Origin of the sequence: Streptomyces sp. ITFR-16 (genome assembly GCF_031844705.1) — a bacterium.
In the GTDB taxonomy this organism is placed as follows: domain Bacteria; phylum Actinomycetota; class Actinomycetes; order Streptomycetales; family Streptomycetaceae; genus Streptomyces.
In genome coordinates this window covers 7188515-7209495 of the sequence record NZ_CP134609.1, presented here as the reverse complement: position 1 = coordinate 7209495, position 20981 = coordinate 7188515, and the positions used below count along the sequence as shown (strand labels likewise).

At 72.9% G+C, this 20981-nt stretch carries 19 protein-coding genes; 18 read left to right on the top strand and 1 reads right to left on the bottom strand.

Annotation, left to right across the window (positions count from 1 at the left end; translation table 11 throughout):
* The first annotated feature begins 164 nt into the window (after positions 1 to 164).
* Genes RLT58_RS31955 through RLT58_RS31920 form a run of 8 tightly spaced genes read left to right on the top strand, consistent with a single transcriptional unit; the run spans position 165 to position 8715 of the window.
* Positions 165 to 2819: a DUF6531 domain-containing protein gene (locus RLT58_RS31955; RefSeq protein WP_311313829.1), complete on the top strand. Its 2655-nt coding sequence runs from the start codon at positions 165 to 167 to the stop codon at positions 2817 to 2819.
* Complete coding sequence (locus tag RLT58_RS31950; protein ID WP_311313828.1) at positions 2812 to 3216, top strand: allene oxide cyclase barrel-like domain-containing protein; 405 nt, start codon at positions 2812 to 2814, stop codon at positions 3214 to 3216. Before RLT58_RS31955 ends, RLT58_RS31950 begins: the two co-directional genes overlap by 8 nt.
* Positions 3217 to 3247: 31 nt before the next feature.
* Positions 3248 to 4279: a 3-oxoacyl-ACP synthase III family protein gene (locus RLT58_RS31945; protein WP_311313827.1), complete on the top strand. Its 1032-nt coding sequence runs from the start codon at positions 3248 to 3250 to the stop codon at positions 4277 to 4279.
* A gap of 4 nt (positions 4280 to 4283) precedes the next feature.
* Positions 4284 to 6158 (top strand): HAD-IIIC family phosphatase, encoded by a 1875-nt coding sequence (locus RLT58_RS31940; protein WP_311313826.1) that lies wholly within the window; start codon positions 4284 to 4286, stop codon positions 6156 to 6158.
* The gene (locus RLT58_RS31935; protein WP_311313825.1) at positions 6142 to 6369 is read left to right on the top strand and encodes an acyl carrier protein; all 228 of its coding nucleotides are present in this window, start codon (positions 6142 to 6144) and stop codon (positions 6367 to 6369) included. Before RLT58_RS31940 ends, RLT58_RS31935 begins: the two co-directional genes overlap by 17 nt.
* A complete protein-coding gene (locus tag RLT58_RS31930; RefSeq protein ID WP_311313824.1) occupies positions 6366 to 7133 on the top strand; it encodes a 2-oxo acid dehydrogenase subunit E2 in 768 nt (255 codons plus the stop codon). Before RLT58_RS31935 ends, RLT58_RS31930 begins: the two co-directional genes overlap by 4 nt.
* Positions 7130 to 8215, top strand: coding sequence for an alpha/beta fold hydrolase (locus tag RLT58_RS31925; protein WP_311313823.1), 1086 nt, complete (start codon positions 7130 to 7132; stop codon positions 8213 to 8215). Before RLT58_RS31930 ends, RLT58_RS31925 begins: the two co-directional genes overlap by 4 nt.
* Positions 8212 to 8715, top strand: coding sequence for a flavin reductase family protein (locus RLT58_RS31920; RefSeq protein ID WP_311313822.1), 504 nt, complete (start codon positions 8212 to 8214; stop codon positions 8713 to 8715). Before RLT58_RS31925 ends, RLT58_RS31920 begins: the two co-directional genes overlap by 4 nt.
* Here the strand turns inward: RLT58_RS31920 and RLT58_RS31915 are convergent.
* Entirely contained in the window at positions 8705 to 9388 is a 684-nt protein-coding gene (locus RLT58_RS31915) for a TetR/AcrR family transcriptional regulator (RefSeq protein ID WP_311313821.1), read from the bottom strand. The genes RLT58_RS31920 and RLT58_RS31915 overlap by 11 nt on opposite strands.
* A gap of 79 nt (positions 9389 to 9467) precedes the next feature.
* On the opposite strand from RLT58_RS31915, the gene RLT58_RS31910 reads away from it, so the two are divergent.
* The 10 genes from RLT58_RS31910 (at position 9468) to RLT58_RS31865 (ending at position 20960) form a co-directional block, all read left to right on the top strand.
* On the top strand, positions 9468 to 10952 hold the full coding sequence (locus RLT58_RS31910; protein WP_311313820.1) for a DHA2 family efflux MFS transporter permease subunit: 1485 nt from the start codon (positions 9468 to 9470) through the stop codon (positions 10950 to 10952).
* Between the two features lie 108 nt (positions 10953 to 11060).
* Positions 11061 to 12104, top strand: coding sequence for an LLM class flavin-dependent oxidoreductase (locus RLT58_RS31905; RefSeq protein WP_311313819.1), 1044 nt, complete (start codon positions 11061 to 11063; stop codon positions 12102 to 12104).
* 61 nt (positions 12105 to 12165) lie between these two features.
* The gene (locus RLT58_RS31900; protein ID WP_311313818.1) at positions 12166 to 13803 is read left to right on the top strand and encodes an ABC transporter substrate-binding protein; all 1638 of its coding nucleotides are present in this window, start codon (positions 12166 to 12168) and stop codon (positions 13801 to 13803) included.
* Positions 13803 to 14768 carry an ABC transporter permease gene (locus RLT58_RS31895; RefSeq protein WP_311313817.1) on the top strand — a complete coding sequence of 322 codons (966 nt, stop codon included), beginning with the start codon at positions 13803 to 13805 and terminating at the stop codon, positions 14766 to 14768. The genes RLT58_RS31900 and RLT58_RS31895 overlap by 1 nt, the downstream gene beginning before the upstream one ends.
* Positions 14765 to 15637: an ABC transporter permease gene (locus RLT58_RS31890; protein ID WP_311313816.1), complete on the top strand. Its 873-nt coding sequence runs from the start codon at positions 14765 to 14767 to the stop codon at positions 15635 to 15637. Before RLT58_RS31895 ends, RLT58_RS31890 begins: the two co-directional genes overlap by 4 nt.
* Positions 15634 to 17304 carry a dipeptide ABC transporter ATP-binding protein gene (locus tag RLT58_RS31885; RefSeq protein WP_311313815.1) on the top strand — a complete coding sequence of 557 codons (1671 nt, stop codon included), beginning with the start codon at positions 15634 to 15636 and terminating at the stop codon, positions 17302 to 17304. The genes RLT58_RS31890 and RLT58_RS31885 overlap by 4 nt, the downstream gene beginning before the upstream one ends.
* Positions 17305 to 17369: 65 nt before the next feature.
* Positions 17370 to 18596: an acyltransferase family protein gene (locus RLT58_RS31880; protein ID WP_311313814.1), complete on the top strand. Its 1227-nt coding sequence runs from the start codon at positions 17370 to 17372 to the stop codon at positions 18594 to 18596.
* Positions 18593 to 19816, top strand: a complete 1224-nt coding sequence (locus RLT58_RS31875) for a cytochrome P450 (protein WP_311313813.1) — start codon at positions 18593 to 18595, stop codon at positions 19814 to 19816. Before RLT58_RS31880 ends, RLT58_RS31875 begins: the two co-directional genes overlap by 4 nt.
* A gap of 20 nt (positions 19817 to 19836) precedes the next feature.
* The gene (locus RLT58_RS31870; RefSeq protein WP_311313812.1) at positions 19837 to 20031 is read left to right on the top strand and encodes a ferredoxin; all 195 of its coding nucleotides are present in this window, start codon (positions 19837 to 19839) and stop codon (positions 20029 to 20031) included.
* A 2-nt stretch (positions 20032 to 20033) separates the two neighbouring features.
* Complete coding sequence (locus RLT58_RS31865; protein WP_311313811.1) at positions 20034 to 20960, top strand: alpha/beta hydrolase; 927 nt, start codon at positions 20034 to 20036, stop codon at positions 20958 to 20960.
* The last annotated feature ends 21 nt before the right edge of the window (positions 20961 to 20981 follow it).

Genomic DNA, 20981 nt, shown 5'->3' with positions numbered 1-20981 from the left:
GGCGCGGGTGACGGGATGAATCGTTCTGTAACAGAACTTTCATGGACCGGTCCGGGAGCGGGCGGCCGGGCGGCCTTAGGAGTGCTTTAGACGGCCCCGGCAGCCTGACGACCGTCCGAACTCCCCCGATCCGCAGTCCAGTCGGTCCAGCTGAGGAGCCGCCCGTGCCCACGCCCCGGGATCCGTCCGCCCATCGCGCCGTGCGGCGCCTGCCCCTCGGCGACCTGGGCGAGGTGCTGGTCGATCTGCACGAGGGCGAGCTGATCGTACGTCAGCTGGATCTGGTCGTCGCCGGTACCGGCCGTCATCTGCGGCTGGTCCGCGAGTACCGCAGCCATGCCCAGGACGGGCGGGGGTTCGGCCCTGGCTGGTCGTACCGGGCCGGTCCCGGCTTCGCCCCGGACACCGAGGGCGAACCGGTGACGTTCACCGACGGCCGGGGCCGGGTGGTGACCCTGCACCGCGACGCGGACGGGCTGGTGTCCAAGATCGTCGATCCGCTGGGGGCCGAGGCGGCGTCGTTCGCCTACGACCGTGCGGGGCGCCTGGAGCGGCACACGGGGGCTGACGGCGCCACGACCGCCTTCCTGTGGGACGCCGACGGGCGGCTGGTCGGTCTCACCGATCCGCTCGGCGAGACCGTGAACGTCGCCTACGACGGGATGTTCGCCGTCTCCGAGCTCTCCTGGACCGGGCCGGGCGGCCGCGTCCGTACGGCCTTCGACTACGGCCCCGACCGCACGCTGGTCACCGGGCCGACCGGCCTGCGGACCGGCTACGTCTTCGACGCGCGGGGCCGGTGGACGGCGGTCGAGGAGCCGTCGGGCGGGGTCCTCGGCGTCACCCGGGACACGGACGGGCGGCCGGTCTCGGTCACCGACGCGACGGGCGCCACCCTCACCCGTACCTACGACGCACAGGGGCGCCCCACCTCCCTGCGGCTGCCGACCGGCGCCCGCTCCCAGGTCTCGTACAGCGCGCTGGACGACGGGGGTACGCGCACCTCGCTGCGGGATCCGCTGGGCAACGAACTCCTGCTGGACCACGACGCTTCGGGCCGGCTGGTCCGCAGCAGCACCCCGGGCCGGGACGGGGACATCGACAGGCGCGGCTACGACCCGGTGCACGGCGGGCTCGCCGAGATCGTCGACGGCAACGGCGCGGTGACCCGGTTCGGCTACGACGAGGGCGGTGACCTGACCTCCGTCACCCCGCCCGCCCCGCTCGGCCGCACGGTCTTCGGCTACGACGGTCTGTCCCGGGTCACCTCGGTGACCAGCGGGGCGGGCGACCGCGTCGGCTACCGTTACGATCCGGCCGGCCGGCTGACCGAGGTCACGGACGAGAGCGCGGGCGCCACCCTGCTGGTGCTCGGCCGGGACGCCCTGGGCCGGGTGGTCCGCAAGTCCGGGCCCGGCTGGTCCTACACCTTCGACTGGGTCAGGACGGCAGGCGGAGACCGGCTCGCCGTCTCCGAGCGGACCGACGAACCGGAGTCCGCGCCGGAGCGGATCACCTCGGAGTACGACGCCGAGGGGGCGCTGACCTCGTTCACCACCCCCGGCGGCACCACCCGCTACACCCTGGACGGCGCCGGCCGCACCGAGACCGTCACCACGCCGGCCGGCCGCACGGCCCGGTTCGTCCGCGACGCGGCGGGGCGTCCGGTGCGGATCGAACTGGGCGCGGCCGTCCAGGAGATCCGCTACGACGCCTCGGGCCGCCGGACCGCCCTGACCGTGCGCGGGCCGGGCGGCGAGAGTCTGCTGTCGGCGGAGTACGGCTACAGCTCGGGCGGCGGCGCCGACAGCGACGTGCTGCGGTCCGCCGTGCTGGACGGCGCGTTCACCGGCTTCGCCTACGACGGGCTCAAGCGCCTCGTGCGCGCCGGTGACACCGGGTTCGCCTACGACGGCGCGCACCATCTGCGCCGGCTGGGGACGACGGAGTTCACCCTCAACGACGCCGGCCAGGTGGTGCGGTTCGGCGAGACCGCGTTCGCGTACGACGGGGCGGGCAACTTCACCGAGGAGACCGACCCGACCGGCTCGTTCCGCTACAGCGCCACCAACCAGACCCTGACCGGTGTGTTCGGCGGGGTCCAGGTGGTGGACGTGCGCTACGACGGGCTGGGCCAGGAGACTCCGCGCCGCATCACCGAGACCACCGTGGACGGGCGCACCGTCGTCCATGTGCTCACCCACTCGCCGCTGGGCATCGTGCGCGCGACGGACGACGGGGTGCCGGCCGACTTCGTGCGCACCCACGACGGCACCCTGCTCGCCGTCCTCACGGACACCGGCCGCCACTACTGGGCGGTGACCGACCAGCAGGGCTCGGTCCTCGCGCTGGTCGACGAGGAGGGCGCCGTCGCCGCCCGCTACCGATACACGGCGCACGGCGCGGTCACGGCGTCGGGGGACGCGGCGGCGGTGAACCCGTTCCGCTACCGGGGCGCGTACCAGCTGCTGCGCAGCGCGCACCTCCTGGACCACCACCTCTACAACGGGTTCTGGGGGCGCTTCACCCAGCCCGACCCCACCGGCGCGCAGTACGCGCCCTACACCTTCTCCGACAACGACCCGGTGAACAGCGGGACCTGGACCCGGCACGGCTTCTGGTCCGTGCTCGCCCGCCCGCACGTACCCGCCCCGGAGGTGTTCCTCCCCTCGCCCGGTGCGCCGGACGAGGCGGCCGCCGCCGCGGCCGAGGTGCTCACCGGCCCGGGGGCGCTGCTCGCCGCCCCACCCCTGATCGCCTGGGCGCCACCGTCCCGGGAAGTCCGTCCCCTTCATCGAGAGGAACCGTCAGATGGCTGACCAGATCGTGTTGCGCGTCCCCCGGGAAGTCGTGGTCAAGGTGGTCGACGACGTCGAGGTCGCCGACCCCAGCACCGGCCAGACCGGCACGTTCGACGACGAACTGTACGACGAGGACGGGAAGCTGATCGGCACCTCGCACGGCTCGTTCCGCATCGAGTACATCCGGCCGGGCGACGGCGGACTGCTCACGTACTACACCGAGGACATCACCCTCGACGACGGCACCATCCACGCCGAGGGGTGGGCGGACTTCAACGACGTGCGCACCAGCGAGTGGGTGCACTACCCCGCGACCGGGACGAGCGGCCGTTACGAAGGGCTGCGCGGCTTCCGCACCTGGCGCATGACCGGGGTCCGGGCCTCCGCCGAGGCTCGGATCCTGCTGTCCGACTGAGCCCTGTTCGAACAAGCGAGGAAGGGCCCTCATGACGGGTCGGGACGTGTACATACGGTCGGCGGCCTCCGCGCTTCCCGGCCCGCCACTGGACAACGCCACGCTGGCGGAGCGGTTCGGCATGGACGCGCTGTGGCAGCAGTGGGTGGATGTCTTCATCGGCACCGCGTCGCGCCACCTGGCGCTGGATCTGGACTCCGGGAAGCTCACCGCCTCCCTGGCGGATCTGGCGGAGGAGGCGGGCCGCGCGGCGCTGGACCGGGCCGGTCTGGTCCCGGGTGACGTGGACGCCGTGGTGCTGGGCACCGCGACACCGGACCGGCTGATGCCGGCGACGGTCAACATCGTCGCCGACCGGCTGGGCATCGACGGCGTACGGAGCTTCCAGCTCCAGTCGGGGTGTTCCGGCGCGGTCCAGGCGCTGGACGTCGCCCAGCAGCTGCTGGGCAGCGGCAGCGCCCGGACGGTGCTGGTGCTCGGCGGTGACGTGATCGCCCGGTTCTACGACCTGGACACCGATCTGCGCACCACGGCCCCCGCCGAGCTGGTCAACTACGTCCTGTTCGGGGACGCGGCGGGCGCCGCCGTCCTGTCCACCGAGCCGGGTCCCGGCGCCGCGTCCGTACGGGCGCTGTTCACCCGGCTGGTGGGGCTCGGCCGGGAGCCGGGCGCGGTCCTGGAGTGGTTCGGTCCCGCCGACCGGGACAGCGACCGGCCCGCCGCGACCGAGGACTACAAGGCCATCGAGAAGCATGTGCCGGTCATGGCCGGCGAGGTGCTGGACGAACTGCTGGAGGGCCTGGGCTGGGCCCGGGAGGACGTGGATCTGCTGCTGCCCCCGCAGCTGTCCGGCCGGATGACCCGGCTGATCACCGAGGGGCTGGGCCTGCCGGACGCCGAGGCCGTCTCCTGCGTCGACGACGCGGGCAACTGCGGCAACGCCATCGTCTTCCTCCAGCTGGAACGGGCCCTGGACCGGCTGGCCGGCGGCCGGCGGGCGGTGGGCATCTCCATCGAGTCCAGCAAATGGCTCAAGGCGGGCTTCGCACTGGAAGGGAACTGACACCGTGACCGAGACCACCGCGGACCTGCGGGAGATCACGGCCGAGGACTACCCCGCCGTACGGGGCCTGGTGGCCGGCCTGGAGGGGGACGCTCTCCTCCGGGCGGGCCGGGTCCTGGCCCGGCTGGACCCCGGGAAGGTCCTCGCCGCGCACCCCGGCACCCCGGCTCCGCTGATCGCGGTGACCGGGCACGGCACCCTGTCCGCCCTGGTGCCCGCACTCACCGGTGAGCTGGCCCGGCACGGGCTGCTGGCGCGGGTGCGGCTCTCCGACTTCGACAGCTGGGTCTTCGACCTCGCGGACCCGGGCAGCGCGCTTTACGCCGCCGCCCCCTCGTTGGTTCTCTGTGTCCTCGACCCGGAGCTGGTCGCCGACGAACTGCCGCTGCCCTGGCGGGTGGAGGACGTGGAGCGGGTCCTCGCGGAGAAGACGGCACTGGTCGAGCGGGCCGCCGAGGTCTTCGCCGCGACCGCCCCGGGCGCCACGCTCGTCCTCAACACGCTGCCGCTGCCGCGCTCGCTGACCGCTCAGCTCGTCGACCTCGGCTCCCGGGCCCGGCTCGGCGTCCTGTGGCGCGAGGCCAACGCCCGCCTGCTCCGGCTGGTGGAGACCCGGCCCGAGGTGGTGACCGTCGATCTCGATCCGCTGCTCGCGGAGGGGGTCGCCGCCCGGGACGCGCGGCAGAGCGTGTACGCCAAGGCGCATCTGTCCGACGCGCTGCTGGCCGGCTACGCCCGCGAGGTGGGCCATCTGGCGCGCCAGTCGGCGGGCGGTGCGAAGAAGGTGCTCGCCCTGGACCTGGACGACACGGTGTGGGGCGGGGTGCTCGGGGAGGCCGGGCCCGAGGGCATCGAGGTGGCGGGGAGCTATCGCGGCGAGGCGTTCCGGCGGTTCCAGGCAGTGGCGAAGCAGCTGGGCTCCCAGGGGGTGCTGCTGGCCGCCGTCAGCAAGAACGACCAGGAGCCGGTCCTCAAGACGCTTCGCGAGCACCCGGAACTGACCCTGCGCGAGGACGACTTCGTGCAGGTGCGGGCCAACTGGCGGCCGAAGCACGAGAATCTCGCCGAGCTGGCCGCCGGCCTCAATCTCGGCACGGACAGCTTCGTCTTCGTCGACGACAGCTCCTTCGAGTGCGGTCTCGTCCGCCGGGAGCTGCCCGGTGTCGCGGTGCTCCAGGTGGACCGGGAGCCCGCCCACCATGCGGAACGGCTGCTGCGGGACGGGTGGTTCGACGTACGGGCCCTCACCTCGGAGGACCGGGCGCGCCCCGCCCGCTATCGCGAGGAGCGGGCGCGGCAGGACTTCCTGCACACGTTCGAGTCGCTCGACGGCTATCTGCGGGAGCTGGACATCTCCGTGACGCTCGCGCCCGTGGACGCGGCCAGGATCGACCGGATCTCCCAGCTGACCCTGCGCACCAATCAGTTCAACCTCACCACGCGGCGGCTGCGGCCCGCCGAGGTGCGGGCACTGCACGAGGACCCGGCGGCGCATGTGCTCGCGATCGAGTCCGCCGACCGGTTCGGGGACAACGGCCTGGTCGGCGCGGTGCTGCTGCGGCGCGACGCCCAGGTGGTGCACATCGAGAACTTCCTGCTGAGCTGCCGGGTCTTCTCGCGCGGCATCGAGCAGGCCGTGCTCGGGGCGGTGCTGGAGCACGCCTTCGACGCCGGTGCCGCCGAGGTGCGGGCGGCGTACGTGCGTACCGCCCGCAACGGCAAGGTGGCGGACTTCTATCCCCGGGCCGGGTTCGGGACGGTCCGCGAGGACGCGGCGTCCGCCGACTTCCGGCTCGCCTCCCGGCCGGCCGCCGCAGCCGTCGATCACATCCGTCTGACCGCGCGTTTCGAAGGGACCTCCCGTGAAGACCGTCGATGACTTCGTCACGCTGCTGCGGGACGAACTCGCCCTGCCCGTGACCGCCGAGGACCTCGGGCGCGGGCTGGACACCGTGGAGTCGTGGGACTCGGTGCATCTGCTGGCGCTGTGCACGGTCTTGGAGCGGGAGACCGGGCGTTCGCTGCCGCTGGCCGATGTGCTGGAGGCGGCCAGTCTGCAGGACGTGTATCTGCTGGCGGTGGCGCCTTGAGCACCCCCGAGGCGGGTGAGCCGCTCCCCCGGCAGCGCCGGCACACGCTGTTCTTCCTGGAGGTGATCCGGGACTTCTCGCCCGTCTTCCTCGACACCGAGGTGGACATGAGCGCGGTGCGCGCGCACCGCGCGGCGGCGCTGGAGAGCGAGGGCGTGCGCTACTCGACCACCACCTATGTGCTGCGGGCCGCGGGCCGGGTGCTGGCCAAGCACCCGGACGCCAACGCGGCGGTGCGCGGCGGGCCCCGGCGTCCGAGGATCGCGCACTATCCGTTCGTCAACGGCAAGGTCGCCCTGGACCGCACGCTGGACGGACGCCGGGTGGTCCTCGGCACGATCGTGCCCGATGTCCACGAGGCGGAACTGCCCGCCATCCAGGAGCATCTGGCACGCGTGCGGGACGGCGACCCGGAGAAGCTGCCCGACTTCGAAGGGGTACGGAAACTGCACCGGGCCTCCTGGGCGGAGGGCCGGAAGATCTTCCGCGGCGCGGCGGACTCGCTCGCCCTGCGGCCCCATCTCAACGGCACCTTCGCGGTCACCTCGCTGGGCCACCGCGCGGTCGACTCCTTCCACTCCGTGGGCGGCACCACGACCACGTTCGGGGTCGGCCGGGTGCTGGACCGGCCGGTCGTGCGGGAGGGCCGGATCGTGGTGGCGCCGGTGCTGCGGCTGAGTCTCGCCTTCGACCACCGGGTCATCGACGGGGCCGAGGCGGCGGACGTACTGACCGAGGTCAAGGAGGCGCTGGAGAGCGTATGAACGACATCGCGGAACTGAAGAACTTCGTCGTCGCCCACACCCGTTCGCAGGGGCTGCCGCCCGAGCACTACGACCCGCTGCTGGCCCGGATCGAGGACGACGAGAACGGCACGCCGGGGTCCTGGGTGCACGAGTGGAGCGCCGAGGGGGCCCGGCTGGAGGCCGAGGGCAGGCCGCTGGACGCCTGTGTGCACTACAACATGGCCAGGTTCCCGTTCGTGGACGGCTCGGCGCGGCAGGAGGCGCTGGAGCGGTGCACCGCGTCGTTCGACACCTGGCGGTCGGACTTCCCGGCCGTGGAGCGGCTGGACATCGACCTCGCGGGCGGCCGGATCCGCTGCTGGACGGCGGGGCTCGACGCGTCGGACCCCAAGCCGCTGCTGGTGATGACCGGGGGCATCGTCTCCGTCAAGGAGCAGTGGGCGCCGGTGCTGCTCCAGCTGGGGGCGCTGGGCTTCGCCGGTGTGGTCACCGAGATGCCGGGCGTGGGCGAGAACTCCCTGCTGTACGGGGCCGACAGCTGGCAGATGTTCTCCGCCGTGCTCGACGCGGTCGGCGACCGGGCCGACACCTCCCGTACGTACGCCCTGGCGCTCAGCTTCAGCGGGCATCTGGCGCTGCGGGCGGCGCTGCACGATACGCGGATCAGCGGGGTCGTCGGCGCGGGGGCGCCGCTGCACGACTTCTTCACCGACACGGAGTGGCAGCGCACGGTCCCCCGGGTCACCACGGACACGCTGGCCCATCTCACCCGGTCGAAGCCGGACGAGGTCTACGGGCTGATCCGGGACTGGGCGCTGTCGCCCGAGGAGCTGGCGGCGCTGCGGATTCCGGTGGCGCATGTGACGAGCCTGCGGGACGAGATCATTCCGCCGGGCGATGCCCGGCTGCTGCGGGAGCGGGTGCGCGGGGTACGGCTGCTGGCCCACGACGATGTGCACGGCTCTCCGCTGCACTTCGCGCAGACCCGGCTGTGGACACTGCTGTCGGTGCTGCGGATGCGCGGTGGGTACGGCGCCCAACGGGCCGCGCTGACCAGGGAGTTCGCGCGGCTGCGGTACGGCGGGGGGAAGCGGGGATGACGACCGGGACGAGAGGCGTCGACGGGGGTACCCGATGTCTGCGCAATGTGCTCGGACGGTTCGCGACGGGTGTGGTGGCCGTCGCCTCGGAGGATCCCCTGACCGGGATCAGGTCGGGGCTCGCGGCGAACTCCTTCTGCTCGGTGTCCCTGGATCCGCCGCTGGTCTCCTTCTGCGTCGCGTACACCAGCACCAGCTGGCCGCGCATCCGGGCCGGCGGGCTGCTGGGCATCAGCATTCTGGGGGTCGGACAGCGGGAGGCCGCGTCCCGGCTGGCGGTGACCGGCGGCGACAAGTTCCACGGCATGCCCTGGGGCTCGTCGCCGGACGGGGCGCCGGTCCTGGAGGGTGCGCTGGCCTGGCTTGAGTGCTCGGTCGAGGCCGAGCACCCGGCGGGCGACCATGCGATCGTGGTGGCCCGGGTGCACCGGCTCGACGCGGTGGAGGACAGCGATCCGCTGCTGTTCTTCCGGGGCTCCTACGGCCGGCTCAGCCGCTGACCTCGCCGGCTCCGGCGGCCGGGTCCGTACCGAAGGCGCGCAGGAAGGTGTCGACCCCGGCGGTGACGACCTTCGCGACATCCGCCGGGTCGAGGGGGCGGGTGCCCAGCGCGCTCATCCCCGGCAGCTCCTCGTAGACCAGCGCGATGAACTGGTTGGCCGCCCTGACCGGGTCCTCGACCCGCAGGTGTCCGGCGTTGGCCAGCCGGGCGAGCCGGCCCGCGAGCGCCTCGGTGAACTGGTTGGGCCCGCTGGCCCGCACCGCGTCGAAGAGGTCCGGGAAGCGCACGGCCTCCGCGTACAGCAGGCGGCGCACGGACTCGGACTGCTCGTCGCAGTAGCAGTCGACGAGCTTGGTGGCGAGGTCCTCCAGCCCCGGGCGCAGCTGGTCGGGGTCGGTCGGGAAGGCGGTGAGGACGTCGAGGGTCTTGGCGTTGGAGCGGGCCGCGGTCTCCGTCATCACATGCCGGAACAGCTTCTCCTTCGACCCCAGGTGGTTGTAGATCGTCGGCTTGGACACCCCGGCCTCGGCGGCGATCACGTCCAGGCTCGCCTGGGCGTATCCCACCTGCGCGAAGACCCGCAGGGCGGCCTCCACGATCGCCCGCCGCTTGTCCAGCCGCCCTCGGTCCACCGGGCCCTGGGCCGTCTGTTCGTTCTCGCCAACGCTCATGCGGCCATGCTACCGTGCCAGCCACAGAATTTAACTACCCAGTAAAATTTTCTGGGTAGAGTGGTTAAAAGGAGTTGCCGTGTCTGAAACAAAGGCGGCGGGGAGCGGGCCTGCCCGGCTCGATGCCGCTCTGCTCACGCTCGTCGGCGTCATGGTGCTCGGCGGGATGATGTCCTACCTGGACGCGACGATCGTCAACGTCGGGATCAGCACGCTGGGCGGCGAGTTCCACGCGACGCTGGCCACCATCGAGTGGGTGACCACCGGCTATCTGCTCGCGGTCGCCCTGGCGATTCCGCTGGCCGGCTGGGCCGTGGTCCGGTTCGGCGCCAAGCGCATGTGGCTGCTGGGCCTCTCGGTCTTCCTGATCGGCTCGACGCTCTGCGCCTTCGCCTGGAACGCGGAGAGCCTGATCGCCTTCCGCATCGTCCAGGGCTTCGGCGGCGGCATGGTCGACCCGATCATGATGACCGTCGTCGCGGGCGCCGCCGGGCCCGCCCGGATCGGCCGGGTCATGGGCCTGGTCTCCGTCCCGATCACGCTCGGCCCGGTGGTCGGCCCCATCATCGGCGGACTGCTGCTGGACAACTTCTCCTGGGAGTGGATGTTCCTGGTCAACATCCCCTTCGCGCTCGCCGCGATCGTGCTGGCGATCCGGGTGCTGCCGGCCGACCCGCCGCCCAGCGGTGACCCCGTGCCGTTCGACGCCCTGGGCGTCGCGCTGCTCTCCCCCGGCTTCGCCGCGCTCGTCTACGCCCTGTCGCAGGCCGGCGGCGACGGCTTCGGCAGCACCAAGGTGATCATCGGGCTCGCGGTCGGTGTCGCCCTGTTCGTCGCGTACGCCGTGCACGCGCTGCGCACCACCGTCACCCCGCTGCTCGATCTGCGGCTGTTCAGCAGCAAGGGCTTCAGCGCGAGCGTGACCACGATGTTCCTGCTCGGCGGCGGTCTGTTCTCGCTGCTCTTCCTGCTGCCGCTGTACTACCAGCAGGTGCACGGCCACAGCGTCCTGGAGTCGGGGCTGCTGCTCGCCCCGCTGGGGCTCGGCACCCTGATCGGCATGCCGATCGCGGGCAACCTCGCGGACAAGGTCGGCGCCCGCCGGCTGGTGCCCACCGGCGCCCTGCTCATCGGGCTCGGCGCGCTGGTCTTCACCGGCTCGGACTCCGGCACCTCGCAGGTCGCGCTGACCGCCGCCCAGTTCGCCGCCGGCTTCGGCATGGGCCTGGTGGGCGCGCCCACCATGGGCTCGGTCTACAAGACGGTCCCGGGCGAGGCGGTCGCCGGTGCCACCGGTGCGGTCTTCATCCTCAACCAGATCGGCGCCTCGCTGGGTATCGCGGTGGTGGCGCTGATCCTCCAGGGCGGCGGCTCCCACGCGACGCCCACCGCCGACTCCTTCGGCAACGCCTTCTGGTGGCCGGTCGCCGCGGCCGTCGTGGTCTTCGCGGCCGGTCTGCTGCTGCCGGGGAAGCCCAAGCAGGAACCGGCCGCGGCCGAGACCCCGGCCGAGGAGCCTGCCGAGACACCGGCCGGGTCCGAGCCGGTCACCGACCACGCCTGAGCCGTCCGTCCCGGCCCGGGACGTCCGGTGCTCCTCCCGTACACGCATGTCCGTCCAGCACGCGCCGCCGGACCCCCGTCCGGCGGCGCGCTCCTCCCGGAGGTCTCCATGAGCCGACCCCTCGGCATCCCCCTGTCCGTGCTCGACGTGGTGCCCGTCTTCGAGGGCGGCTCCGCGACCCAGGCCCTGCGCGACACCGTCGCCCTGGCCCCCCGCGTCGAGGAACTCGGCTATCTGCGCTACTGGGTGGCCGAGCACCACAGCACCCCCAGCCTCGCCACCTCGGCGCCCGCCATCCTCGCCGGACGCCTGGCCGCTGCCACGACCACCCTGCGCGTCGGCTCCGGCGGTGTCCTGCTGCCCAACCACGCACCCCTGGTGGTCGCCGAGCAGTTCGGCACCCTGGAGGCACTGCACCCCGGCCGCGTCGACCTGGGGCTCGGCCGCGCCCCCGGCACCGACCCGCACACCGCCCGCGCCCTGCGCCGGGCGCCCGAGCGGGGCGGGGACGATTTCTTCCACCAGGTCACGGAGCTGAGCGGCTACTTCGCGCCCGGCGACCCCACCTCCCCGATCACCGCCGTGCCCGCCGCCGACGGCAGGCCGGATCTGTGGCTGCTCGGCTCCAGCCCGGCCAGCGCCGAACTCGCCGGATCGCTGGGCCTGCCGTACGCCTTCGCCCACCAGATCAACCCGCATGCCACGGCCTACGCCCTGGACCGCTACCGCGAGGCCTTCCGGCCCTCGCCCTATCTGGACCGGCCGCGCACCCTGATCTCCGCGCTGACCACCGTCGCCGACACGGACCGGGCCGCCCGCGAGGTCGCCGCGCCCTATCTGCTCGGCAAGATAAAGATGCGTACGGTACGGCGCTTCGACGCGTTCCCGTCCGCGCGGACGGCGGCCGGCCACGCGTACTCCGAGGCCGAGCTGCAGTTCCTGGAGGAACTGGCGGAGCGCCAGCTGATCGGCGCCGCGGACACCGTGCGCGACAAGCTGGCCGAGCTGGTGGAGCGCACCGGTGCCGACGAGCTGATGGCTCTGACCGTCGTCCCGGACCAGGCGGAGCGGCTGCGCTCGTTCGAGCTGCTGGCCGAGGCGGCGCGGGAGGTGTCCCCCGGCTCCCCCGAGGGCGTTTCAGCCCGGCTTTAGACGTACTCGCGACAGTACGTCCGGCCCCCCTCACCTCGTTTCCCTGTCCCGGAGTCACCATATGCACCCGCGCCGTACCCCTCGAAGAGCCGCTCTGCTGTCCGTCCTGCTGCTCGCCGCCGTCACCGCCTGCAGCTCCGACGGCGGCTCCGCGCCCGCCGCGCAGGCGAAGCCCCGGTCCGGCGGCAGCCTCACCTACGCGGCGCAGCAGGAGCCGGACTGCTGGGACCCGCACACCAGCGCGCAGGACGTGACCGCGTTCGTCCAGCGGCCCGTCTTCGACTCGCTCGTCTACCAGACCCCGGACGGTGAGCTGGAGCCGTGGCTGGCGAAGTCGTGGAAGACCTCTCAGGGGGGCCGGACGTACACCTTCGATCTGCGTGAGGACGTCACCTTCCACGACGGGAAGCACCTGGACGCGGCGGCGGTGAAGGCCAACTTCGACCACATCACGGCGAAGGCGACCCAGTCGCAGTACGCGGCCGGGCTGCTCGGTCCCTACTCCGGGACCACCGTGAAGGGGAAGTACCGGGTCGAGGTCCGCTTCAGCCGGCCGTACGCGCCCTTCCTCCAGGCCGCGAGCACCACCTACCTGGGGATAGCCTCGCCCGCCTCGCTCAAGGCGGGCGCCGACAAGCTCTGCGCCGGCACGGACTCCGTCGGCTCCGGCCCCTTCAAGGCGGGCGCCTACACCCGGGGCCAGAAGCGCGGCTACACGAAGAACGCCGCCTACGCGTGGGCGCCGAAGGGCGCGGGCCACAGCGGTCCCGCCCGGCTGGACTCCTTCACCGTCCGCTTCATCACCGAGGACGCCACCCGGGTGGGCGCGCTGACCTCCGGTCAGGTCGACGGGGCGGCGGCGATCCCGGCCAACCAGATCGCGGCCGTACGCAGGAACACGCGGCTGGACGTCGTCGGCAAGGACGTCCCCGGCGCGGTCGACACGTTCTACCTCAACACCAGGAGCCCGCTGTTCTCGGACGCCCGGGTGCGCAAGGCGTTCCAGCGGTCCATCGATCTGGACGCCCTGGTGAAGTCGGTGTTCCAGGGCACCGGCACCCGGGCCTGGTCCACCCTGTCGCCCGCCACCCCGCACAGCTACGACTCCGGTCTCGAGAAGAGCTGGCCCTACGACCGGGCGCTCGCCGGCCGGCTGCTGGACCAGGCGGGCTGGACGGGCCGCGACTCCGAGGGCTACCGGACGAAGAACGGCAAGCGGCTCACGGTGGTCGCCCCGGTCTACGGCACGGCCTCGGTGTTCTCGCAGGCCGTGCAGGGTGACCTGAAGAAGGCCGGGATCTACCTGAACCTCGCCGCGTCCACCGACGCCACCGCGGTCTCCGCCCAGCTGGACGAGGGCCGCTACGACGTGGTCGAGACGTCCTGGGCGCGCGGTGACGGCGACATCCTCAGCAGCTTCTTCCTGTCCACCGAGTCCTCCGAGGGCGGCGGCCACAACTTCGCGAAGGTCGCCGACCCGCAGGTCGACACCTGGCTGAAGAAGGCCCAGGGCACCACGGACCCGGACCAGCGCGCCGAGTACTACGCGCAGGTGCAGAAGTGGACGCTCGACCGGGCAGCGGTGGTCCCCGCCTACGTCCAGAAGGCGTCGGTCGGTGTGAACAAGAAGGTGCACGGGCTGCGGCTCTCCCTGTCGGCGTGGCCCGAGTTCTACGGCGCCTGGGTCGAGGCCGGCTGATGACGGTCCCGCACATACCCGCCGCGATCCGGGCCGTCACGGCCCGGATCGGGGCGGCCGTCCTCGTTGTCTGGGGGGCCGCCACCTGCGCCTTCCTGGCGCTGCAGCTCATCCCGGGCGACCCCGTCAGCGCGATCGTCGGGTCGAACGCGCTGGTCGGCGCGGAGCAGCGCGAGGAGATCCGCCACCACTACGGTCTCGACCGGCCGCTCCTCGTCCAGTACGGCTCGTATCTGAGGCATCTGGTCTCGGGCGAGCTGGGCGATTCCTACCAGTTGCAGCAGTCGGTCTCCTCGCTGCTCGCGGACCAGATCGGACCGACCGCCCAACTCGCCCTGTGGTCCTCGCTGGTGGCGGTGGTGCTGGCCGCCACCGTGACCGTGCTGACCTCGGGGCGCTCCCGGTGGCCGCGCCGGCTGTCGACGGCGGTGGAGCTGATCGTGGTGTCCACACCGTCGTTCTGGCTCGGCATCATGCTGCTGACGGTGTTCTCCTTCCGCCTGGGATGGCTGCCGGTCTCCGACAGCGGCGACGCCCGCTCGCTGGTCCTTCCGGTGATCACGCTGGCGCTGCCGATCGCGGCGGTGCTCACGCAGGTGATGCGGGAGGGCCTGCTCGGCGCGCTGGAACAGCCGTTCACCCTCACCGCGCGGTCGCGGGGGCTCGCGGAGCACACCGTGCGCTCCCGCCACGCGCTGCGCCACGCCGCGCTGCCGGCGCTCACTCTCACCGGCTGGTTCACCGGAACCCTGCTCGGCGGGGCCGTGGTGGTGGAGAACGTGTTCGCGCGCTCGGGCATCGGGCGGATCACCCTGCAAGCGGTGAGCGACCGCGACCTTCCGGTGGTGCAGGGCGTGGTGGCGCTGTCGGCCGTGGTGTTCGTGCTGGTGGGCGCGTTGGTGGAAGTGCTGTACGCGGTCGTGGATCCCCGGCTGCGCAAGGGAACGGGGGTGGCGGCCGCATGAGCGTGGAACAGGCCGTACGGGCCGGGGCACCGGTCGCGGCGGTCGGAAGGGTGCGCAGGGGCCGGGTGCGGCCGGGGGTGCTCGCCGCCGCCGTGCTGCTGGGGCTGATCCTGCTCGCCGCGCTGGCGCCCGCGCTGCTGGCCGGCGGCAGCCCGACCGACACCGATCCGGTGCACGCGCTCCAGCCGCCGGGCGGTGCCCACTGGTTCGGCACGGACCAGCTGGGCCGTGACGTCTTCACCCGAGTGGTGCACGGCACCCGCTACTCGCTGGCCATCGGGGCCGCGGCGACGGGCGCCGGGGTCGGGCTCGCGGTGGTGTGGGGGCTGGCCGCCGCGCTGTCCGGCAGGTTCGGCGACGCGGTGCTGATGCGCGCCGCCGACGCGCTGCTGGCGCTGCCGGGGCTGCTGCTCGCCCTGATGGTGGTCCTGATCGCGGGCAAGGGGGTGCTGGGCACCACGATCGCCGTAGCGGTGGGGACCGCGCCCGGGTTCGCCCGGGTGGTGCGGGCCCAGGCGCTCGTCGTCAGGCGGTCCGGCTATGTGGAGTCCGCGGTGGCGCTCGGCGTGCCGCGTCCGCTGATCGTCCTGCGCCATGTGCTGCCCAACACGCTGGGCCCGCTCCTGGTGCTGGCGACCGTCACGCTCGGGGCGTCCATCTCCACGGGGGCGGCGCTGAGTTATCTGGGGCTAGGCGCCCAGCCGCCGACCCCCGAGTGGGGCGCGATGCTCACGGAGGGGCAGGGATTTCTCGACCAGGCCTGGTGGATCGCGCTCTTCCCGGGCCTGTTGCTGGTCGGCACGGTTCTCGCGGTCACCGTCGTGGGCCGCCACGCACAGGCACGAGCCGAAGGACGGGCCGCCTCATGACCACCACTTCGTCCCCGGGCACCACGGAGGCACCGGCCGGTGAGCCGCCCGTCCGGGAGCCTTCCCCGCTGCTCGACGTGGCCGGGCTGAACGTACGGTTCGGCACCGGCCCCGGCCAGGTGCACGCCGTGCGCGACGCGTCGTTCACCCTCGCCGGCGGGCGGTGCCTGGCCGTCGTCGGCGAGTCGGGCTCGGGCAAGAGCGCGCTGGCCCGCAGTCTGCTGGGGCTCGCCGGGCCGACCGCCGAGGTGGCGGCGGACCGGCTGCGCATCACGGGCCGGGAGGCACGCGAGTTCGGCCCCCGGCAGTGGCGTGCGGTACGGGGCCGGCGCGTCGGTCTGGTGGCGCAGGACGCGCTCGTCGCCCTGGACCCGTTGCGGCCCGTCGGCAAGGAGATCGCGGAGCCGCTGCTGACGCACGGGATCGTTCCGCGCCAGGAGGCCGGGGCACGCGTCCTCGCTCTGCTGGAGCGGGTCGGGGTGCCCGAACCCGCCGAACGGGCGCGGGCCCATGTCCACCAGCTGTCGGGCGGGCTGCGGCAGCGCGCCCTGATCGCCTCGGCGATCGCGGCCGAGCCGGGTGTCCTGATCGCGGACGAGCCGACCACCGCGCTCGACGCCTCGGTGCAGTCCCGCATCCTGGCGCTCCTCGGTGAACTGAAGCGGGGCGGCACCGGGCTCCTCCTGATCAGCCACGACCTGGCCGTCGTCGAGGCGCTGGCCGACGAGGTCGCCGTGATGAAGGACGGCCGGATCGTGGAGTCGGGCCCGGTCACCCGGGTACTGGAGTCGCCCGAACACCCTTACACCAAAGCACTGTTGGCGGCGATCCCGGGCAGCAGGCCCCGGGCGGGCCGGTCGGCGGTGGAGGCGACGGGCGCCGAGCCGCTGCTTGAGGTGTCCCGCGCCACCAAGGTGTTCAAGGGGACGCGCGGCAGCCGGCGGACCGCCGTCGACGACGTGTCCTTCGAGCTGCGGCCGGGCGAGACGCTGGGCCTGGTCGGGGAGTCGGGTTCCGGAAAGTCCACGCTGGCCCGCATGGTCCTCGGGCTGGTGGCCCCGGACAGCGGGGCGGTACGGCTGGCGGGGACGCCGTGGAGCGGTCTGCGCGAGCGGGACCGCAGGCAGTCGCGGCACACCCTGCAACTGGTGCCGCAGGACCCGCTCAGCGCCTTCGACCCGCGCTGGAGCGTGGCCCGGATCGTGGGCGAGGCCCTGGCCACGACAGGCGTCGCGCGTGCGGAGCGCCGGGCCCGCACCGTACGGCTGCTGGAGCAGGTCGGGCTTTCCGCCCAGCATCTGGAGCGGCGGCCGTTGGCGCTGTCCGGCGGGCAGCGCCAGCGGGTCGCCATCGCGCGCGCCCTGGCCCCTTCGCCCCGGCTGCTGGTGTGCGACGAGCCGGTCTCCGCGCTCGATGTGTCCGTCCAGGCGCAAGTACTGGACCTGCTGCGGCAGTTGCAGGAGGACCTGGGCCTGGCGACGCTCTTCATCTCGCACGACCTCGCGGTCGTCCGGGAGATCTGCGCCCGGGTGCTGGTGATGAAGGACGGCCGGATCGTGGAGTCCGGACCGGTGGAGGAGGTGTTCGCGAAGCCTGCGCATCCGTACACCCGCGCCCTGCTGGAGGCGGTGCCACGGCGTGCGCGTACCGCACAAGAGCGGCTTTAGAACCGGCCAACACGCGACTGCGAGCCTCGACGGGCCAGTTTCGGACAAGTCGGAGGTCATCAGCCATGCCAGGCTCCCCAGCACCGTCCACCGCGTCACCGTCCGCCCCGGACCGGCCGCAGGCCGCCAGACTGCCGTCCCTCACCGGGATGCGGTTCCTGGCGGCCCTGCTGGTCTTCGCCTTCCACACCACCTTCCAGACCCGGTTCTTCGGGGGCTCGGTGGGCGACACGCTGGGCGACACCTTCGCCAACGCCGGTTTCTACGGGGTGACGTTCTTCTTCGTCCTCAGCGGCTTCGTCCTGACGTGGTCGGCGCGGCCCGCCGAGGGGGCGCCCCGCGTCTGGCGGCGCCGGCTGGTGAAGATCTTCCCCAACCACCTGGTCACCTTCGTGGCCGCCGCCGTTCTGATGGTGGCCGCGTCCGAGGTGTTCACCACCAAGGGTGTGCTGGCCAACCTCTTCCTCGTGCAGGCGTGGATACCCGAGATCCAGGTGCCGAACACGATGAACGCCGTCAGCTGGTCGCTGTCGTGCGAGCTGTTCTTCTATCTCGCCTTCCCGTTCCTGCTGCCCGTCCTGGAGCGGCTGACGGCACGTCGGCTGTGGACGGTCGCCGGGGTCCTCGCCGCGCTCACCGTCCTGGTGCCGGCGGTCAGCAGCTGGACGGTGGCCGGCACCCCGCTGCCCTTCATCGCCGACGGCTCGCTGTCCTTCGAGCAGATCTGGTCCGTGTACTTCTTCCCGCCGGTGCGGGCCATCGAGTTCGTGCTCGGCATGATCGCCGCCCGGCTGGTGCTGACCGGCGCGCTCCCGCGCATCGGGCTGCTGCCGGCCGCCGCGATCGCCGTCGGCGGGTACGTCCTGAATTCGTCGGTGCCGTATCTGTACGGGGTCGCGGGCACCGGCGCCCTGTGGCTCGCCCCGCTGGTCGTGGCCGCCGCGCAGGCCGACGTCCGGCAGACCGCCTCGCCGTTCCGGGGGCGGGTGCTGGTACGGCTCGGCGAGCTCTCCTTCGCGTTCTACATGGTGCACGGACTGGTGGTGACGTACGGCCACAAGTGGCTCGTCGCCGGCAAGGACCTGTCCGGCGCCGCGGCGGCCGCCCTGCTGCTCGCCGCCCTGCTGGCCGCGCTGGCGCTGGCCCACGCCCTGTACACCTGGGTCGAGGCCCCGGCCGTACGGCGGTTCAGTGCTCCGCGCACCAACCATCCGGCAGCGCCCGCGGCCGCTCCCCCGGCCGCACCGGCGCCCGCCGTCGTCCCGCTCACTGTCCTGGAGGCCGGGGAATGACCGAGACCAGCATCGCCGCACCGACCGACGGGCAGGAGCTGCCCGCGTATCCGCAGGCGCGCGGCTGCCCCTTCCAGCCGCCCGCCGGCTACGACGCCTATCGCGAGCAGGGGCCGGTGTCCCTGGTCGAGCTGTACAACGGACGCCGGGTCTGGGCGGTGAGCGGGCACGCGGAGGCGCGTCAGGTCCTGCTCGACGCGGCCACGTACTCGTCCGACCGGGTCCACCCGCACTATCCGGCCACCGCGCCGCGCTTCGAGTCGGCGCGCAAGGTCCGCAACTTCATCGGCATGGACCCGCCGGAGCACACCGTGCAGAGGCGCATGCTGCTCACCAACTTCACCGTCCGCAAGGTGCAGGCGCTGCGGCCCGGCATCCAGCGGCTGGTCGACGAACTGATCGACGCGATCGAGGCCAAGGGCCCGGTCGCCGACCTGGTTCCGGACTTCGCGCTGCCGGTGCCGTCGGTCGTCATCTGCGAACTCCTCGGTGTGCCGTACGCCGACCACGGGTTCTTCGAGCAGCAGTCGCGCCGGGTGGTCACCGGGACGACGACTCTGGAGGACAGTGCCGACGCGTTCGCGCAGCTCGCCTCGTATCTCGACGGGCTGATCCGGCGCAAGGAGGAGGAGCCGGGCGACGGGCTGCTCGACACGCTGATCGCCGAGCAGCTGTCCACCGGCGCGCTCACCCGCCGCGATCTGGTCGACATCGCCCTGCTGCTCCTGGTGGCGGGGCACGAGACCACGGCGAGCGCCATCGCGCTCGGTGTCCTCACCCTGCTGGAGAACCCGGAGCAGCTGGCGGCCCTGCGCGCCGACGAGTCGCTGCTGCCGGGCGCGGTGGAGGAGCTGCTGCGGTACATGGCCATCGCGGACGGCGTCGCCCGGTTCGCGACGGTCGACACGGAGCTGGGCGGGCATCGGGTCAGGGCCGGTGACGGGGTGATCGTCGTCATCTCGTCGGCCAACCGGGACGACGAGGCGTTCCCCACCGCCGACTCCTTCGACGTCGGGCGCGGCGCACGCCACCACATCTCCTTCGGACACGGCGTCCATCAGTGCATCGGCCAGAACCTGGCCCGGGCCGAGATGGAGATCGCGCTGTCCACACTCTTCCGCCGGCTGCCGGGGCTGCGCCTCGCCGAACCCTCCGGGCAGCTGCCGGTCAAGGAACCGGGCGGTGTCCAGGGCATCTGGCGCCTGCCCGTCACATGGTGATCAGAAGGGAACCGGAAGCCATGCACATCAAGGCCGATACACAGCGGTGTCTGGGCGCGGGTCAGTGCGTCCTGTCCGCCCCCGACCGCTTCGACCAGTCGGACGAGGGCACGGTCCTCGTCCTGGAGGACCGGGTGGACGGCGCGGACGAGGAGGCGAGGCTGCGGGACACCGTGGCGCTCTGCCCCTCGCAGGCCATCGCTCTGGAGGCCTGAGCATGCCGGTGACGGGACGGCTGGCCGACGCGGTCGCGGACCATCGGGCGGGTCCGCGGCCGCTGCGTGAACTCCCGGCCCTGCCGGGGGTCGAGGTGGCGGAGCACTGGATTCCGGGGCCGCCCGGATCCCCGGAGGTCCGGGTGCGGGTCTACCGCCCCGCCGGGGCCGGGTCGGCGCTGCCCGCAGTGCTGTGGATCCACGGCGGGGGCTTCGTCCTCGGCAATGTGGACTCGGTCCACCACTCGGCGGGCCAGGCGGCGTCGTTCGCCTCGGCGGTGGTCGTGGCGGTGGCCTACCGGCTGGCGCCGGAGGACCCGTTTCCCGCCGGGCTCGACGACTGCTGGGCCGCCCTGGAGTGGAGTGCGGGGAACGCGAAGGAGATCGGGGCGGACCCGGCGCGGCTCGCCGTGGCCGGGGCCAGTTCCGGCGGCTGTCTCGCCGCCGGCCTGACCCTGCTCGCGCGCGACCGGGGCGGACCCGGGCTGGTCTTCCAGCACCTGAGCACACCGGTGCTGGACGACCGGCTGGAGACGGGCTCGATGACCGCGTTCCTGGACACGCCCGTCTGGAACCGCCGGCTGGCGCGGGAGAGCTGGGAGCTCTACCTCGGCACGGGCGGGGGCGGGACTCCCGTGCACGCGTCCCCGGCCCGCGCCGAGGACCTGGGCGGGCTGCCCCCGGCGTACATCTCGACCGCGGGTCTCGATCCGCTGCGCGACGAGGGGCTGCTGTACGGGCTCCGCCTGGCGCAGGCCGGTGTGCCGGTGGAGCTGCACAACTTCCCGGGGGCGTACCACGCGTTCGGCGGGTCGGCGGGCGCACCGGACCCGGACGAGCAGCATCGCATCGCGCTGGAGCACCTGACGGCGTTGCGGCGCGGGCTGCACCCGGCCGGTGAGCGGCCCGACGGCGCCGGTGCGATTTAGAACGCGCAAAGGCCGCCGTTA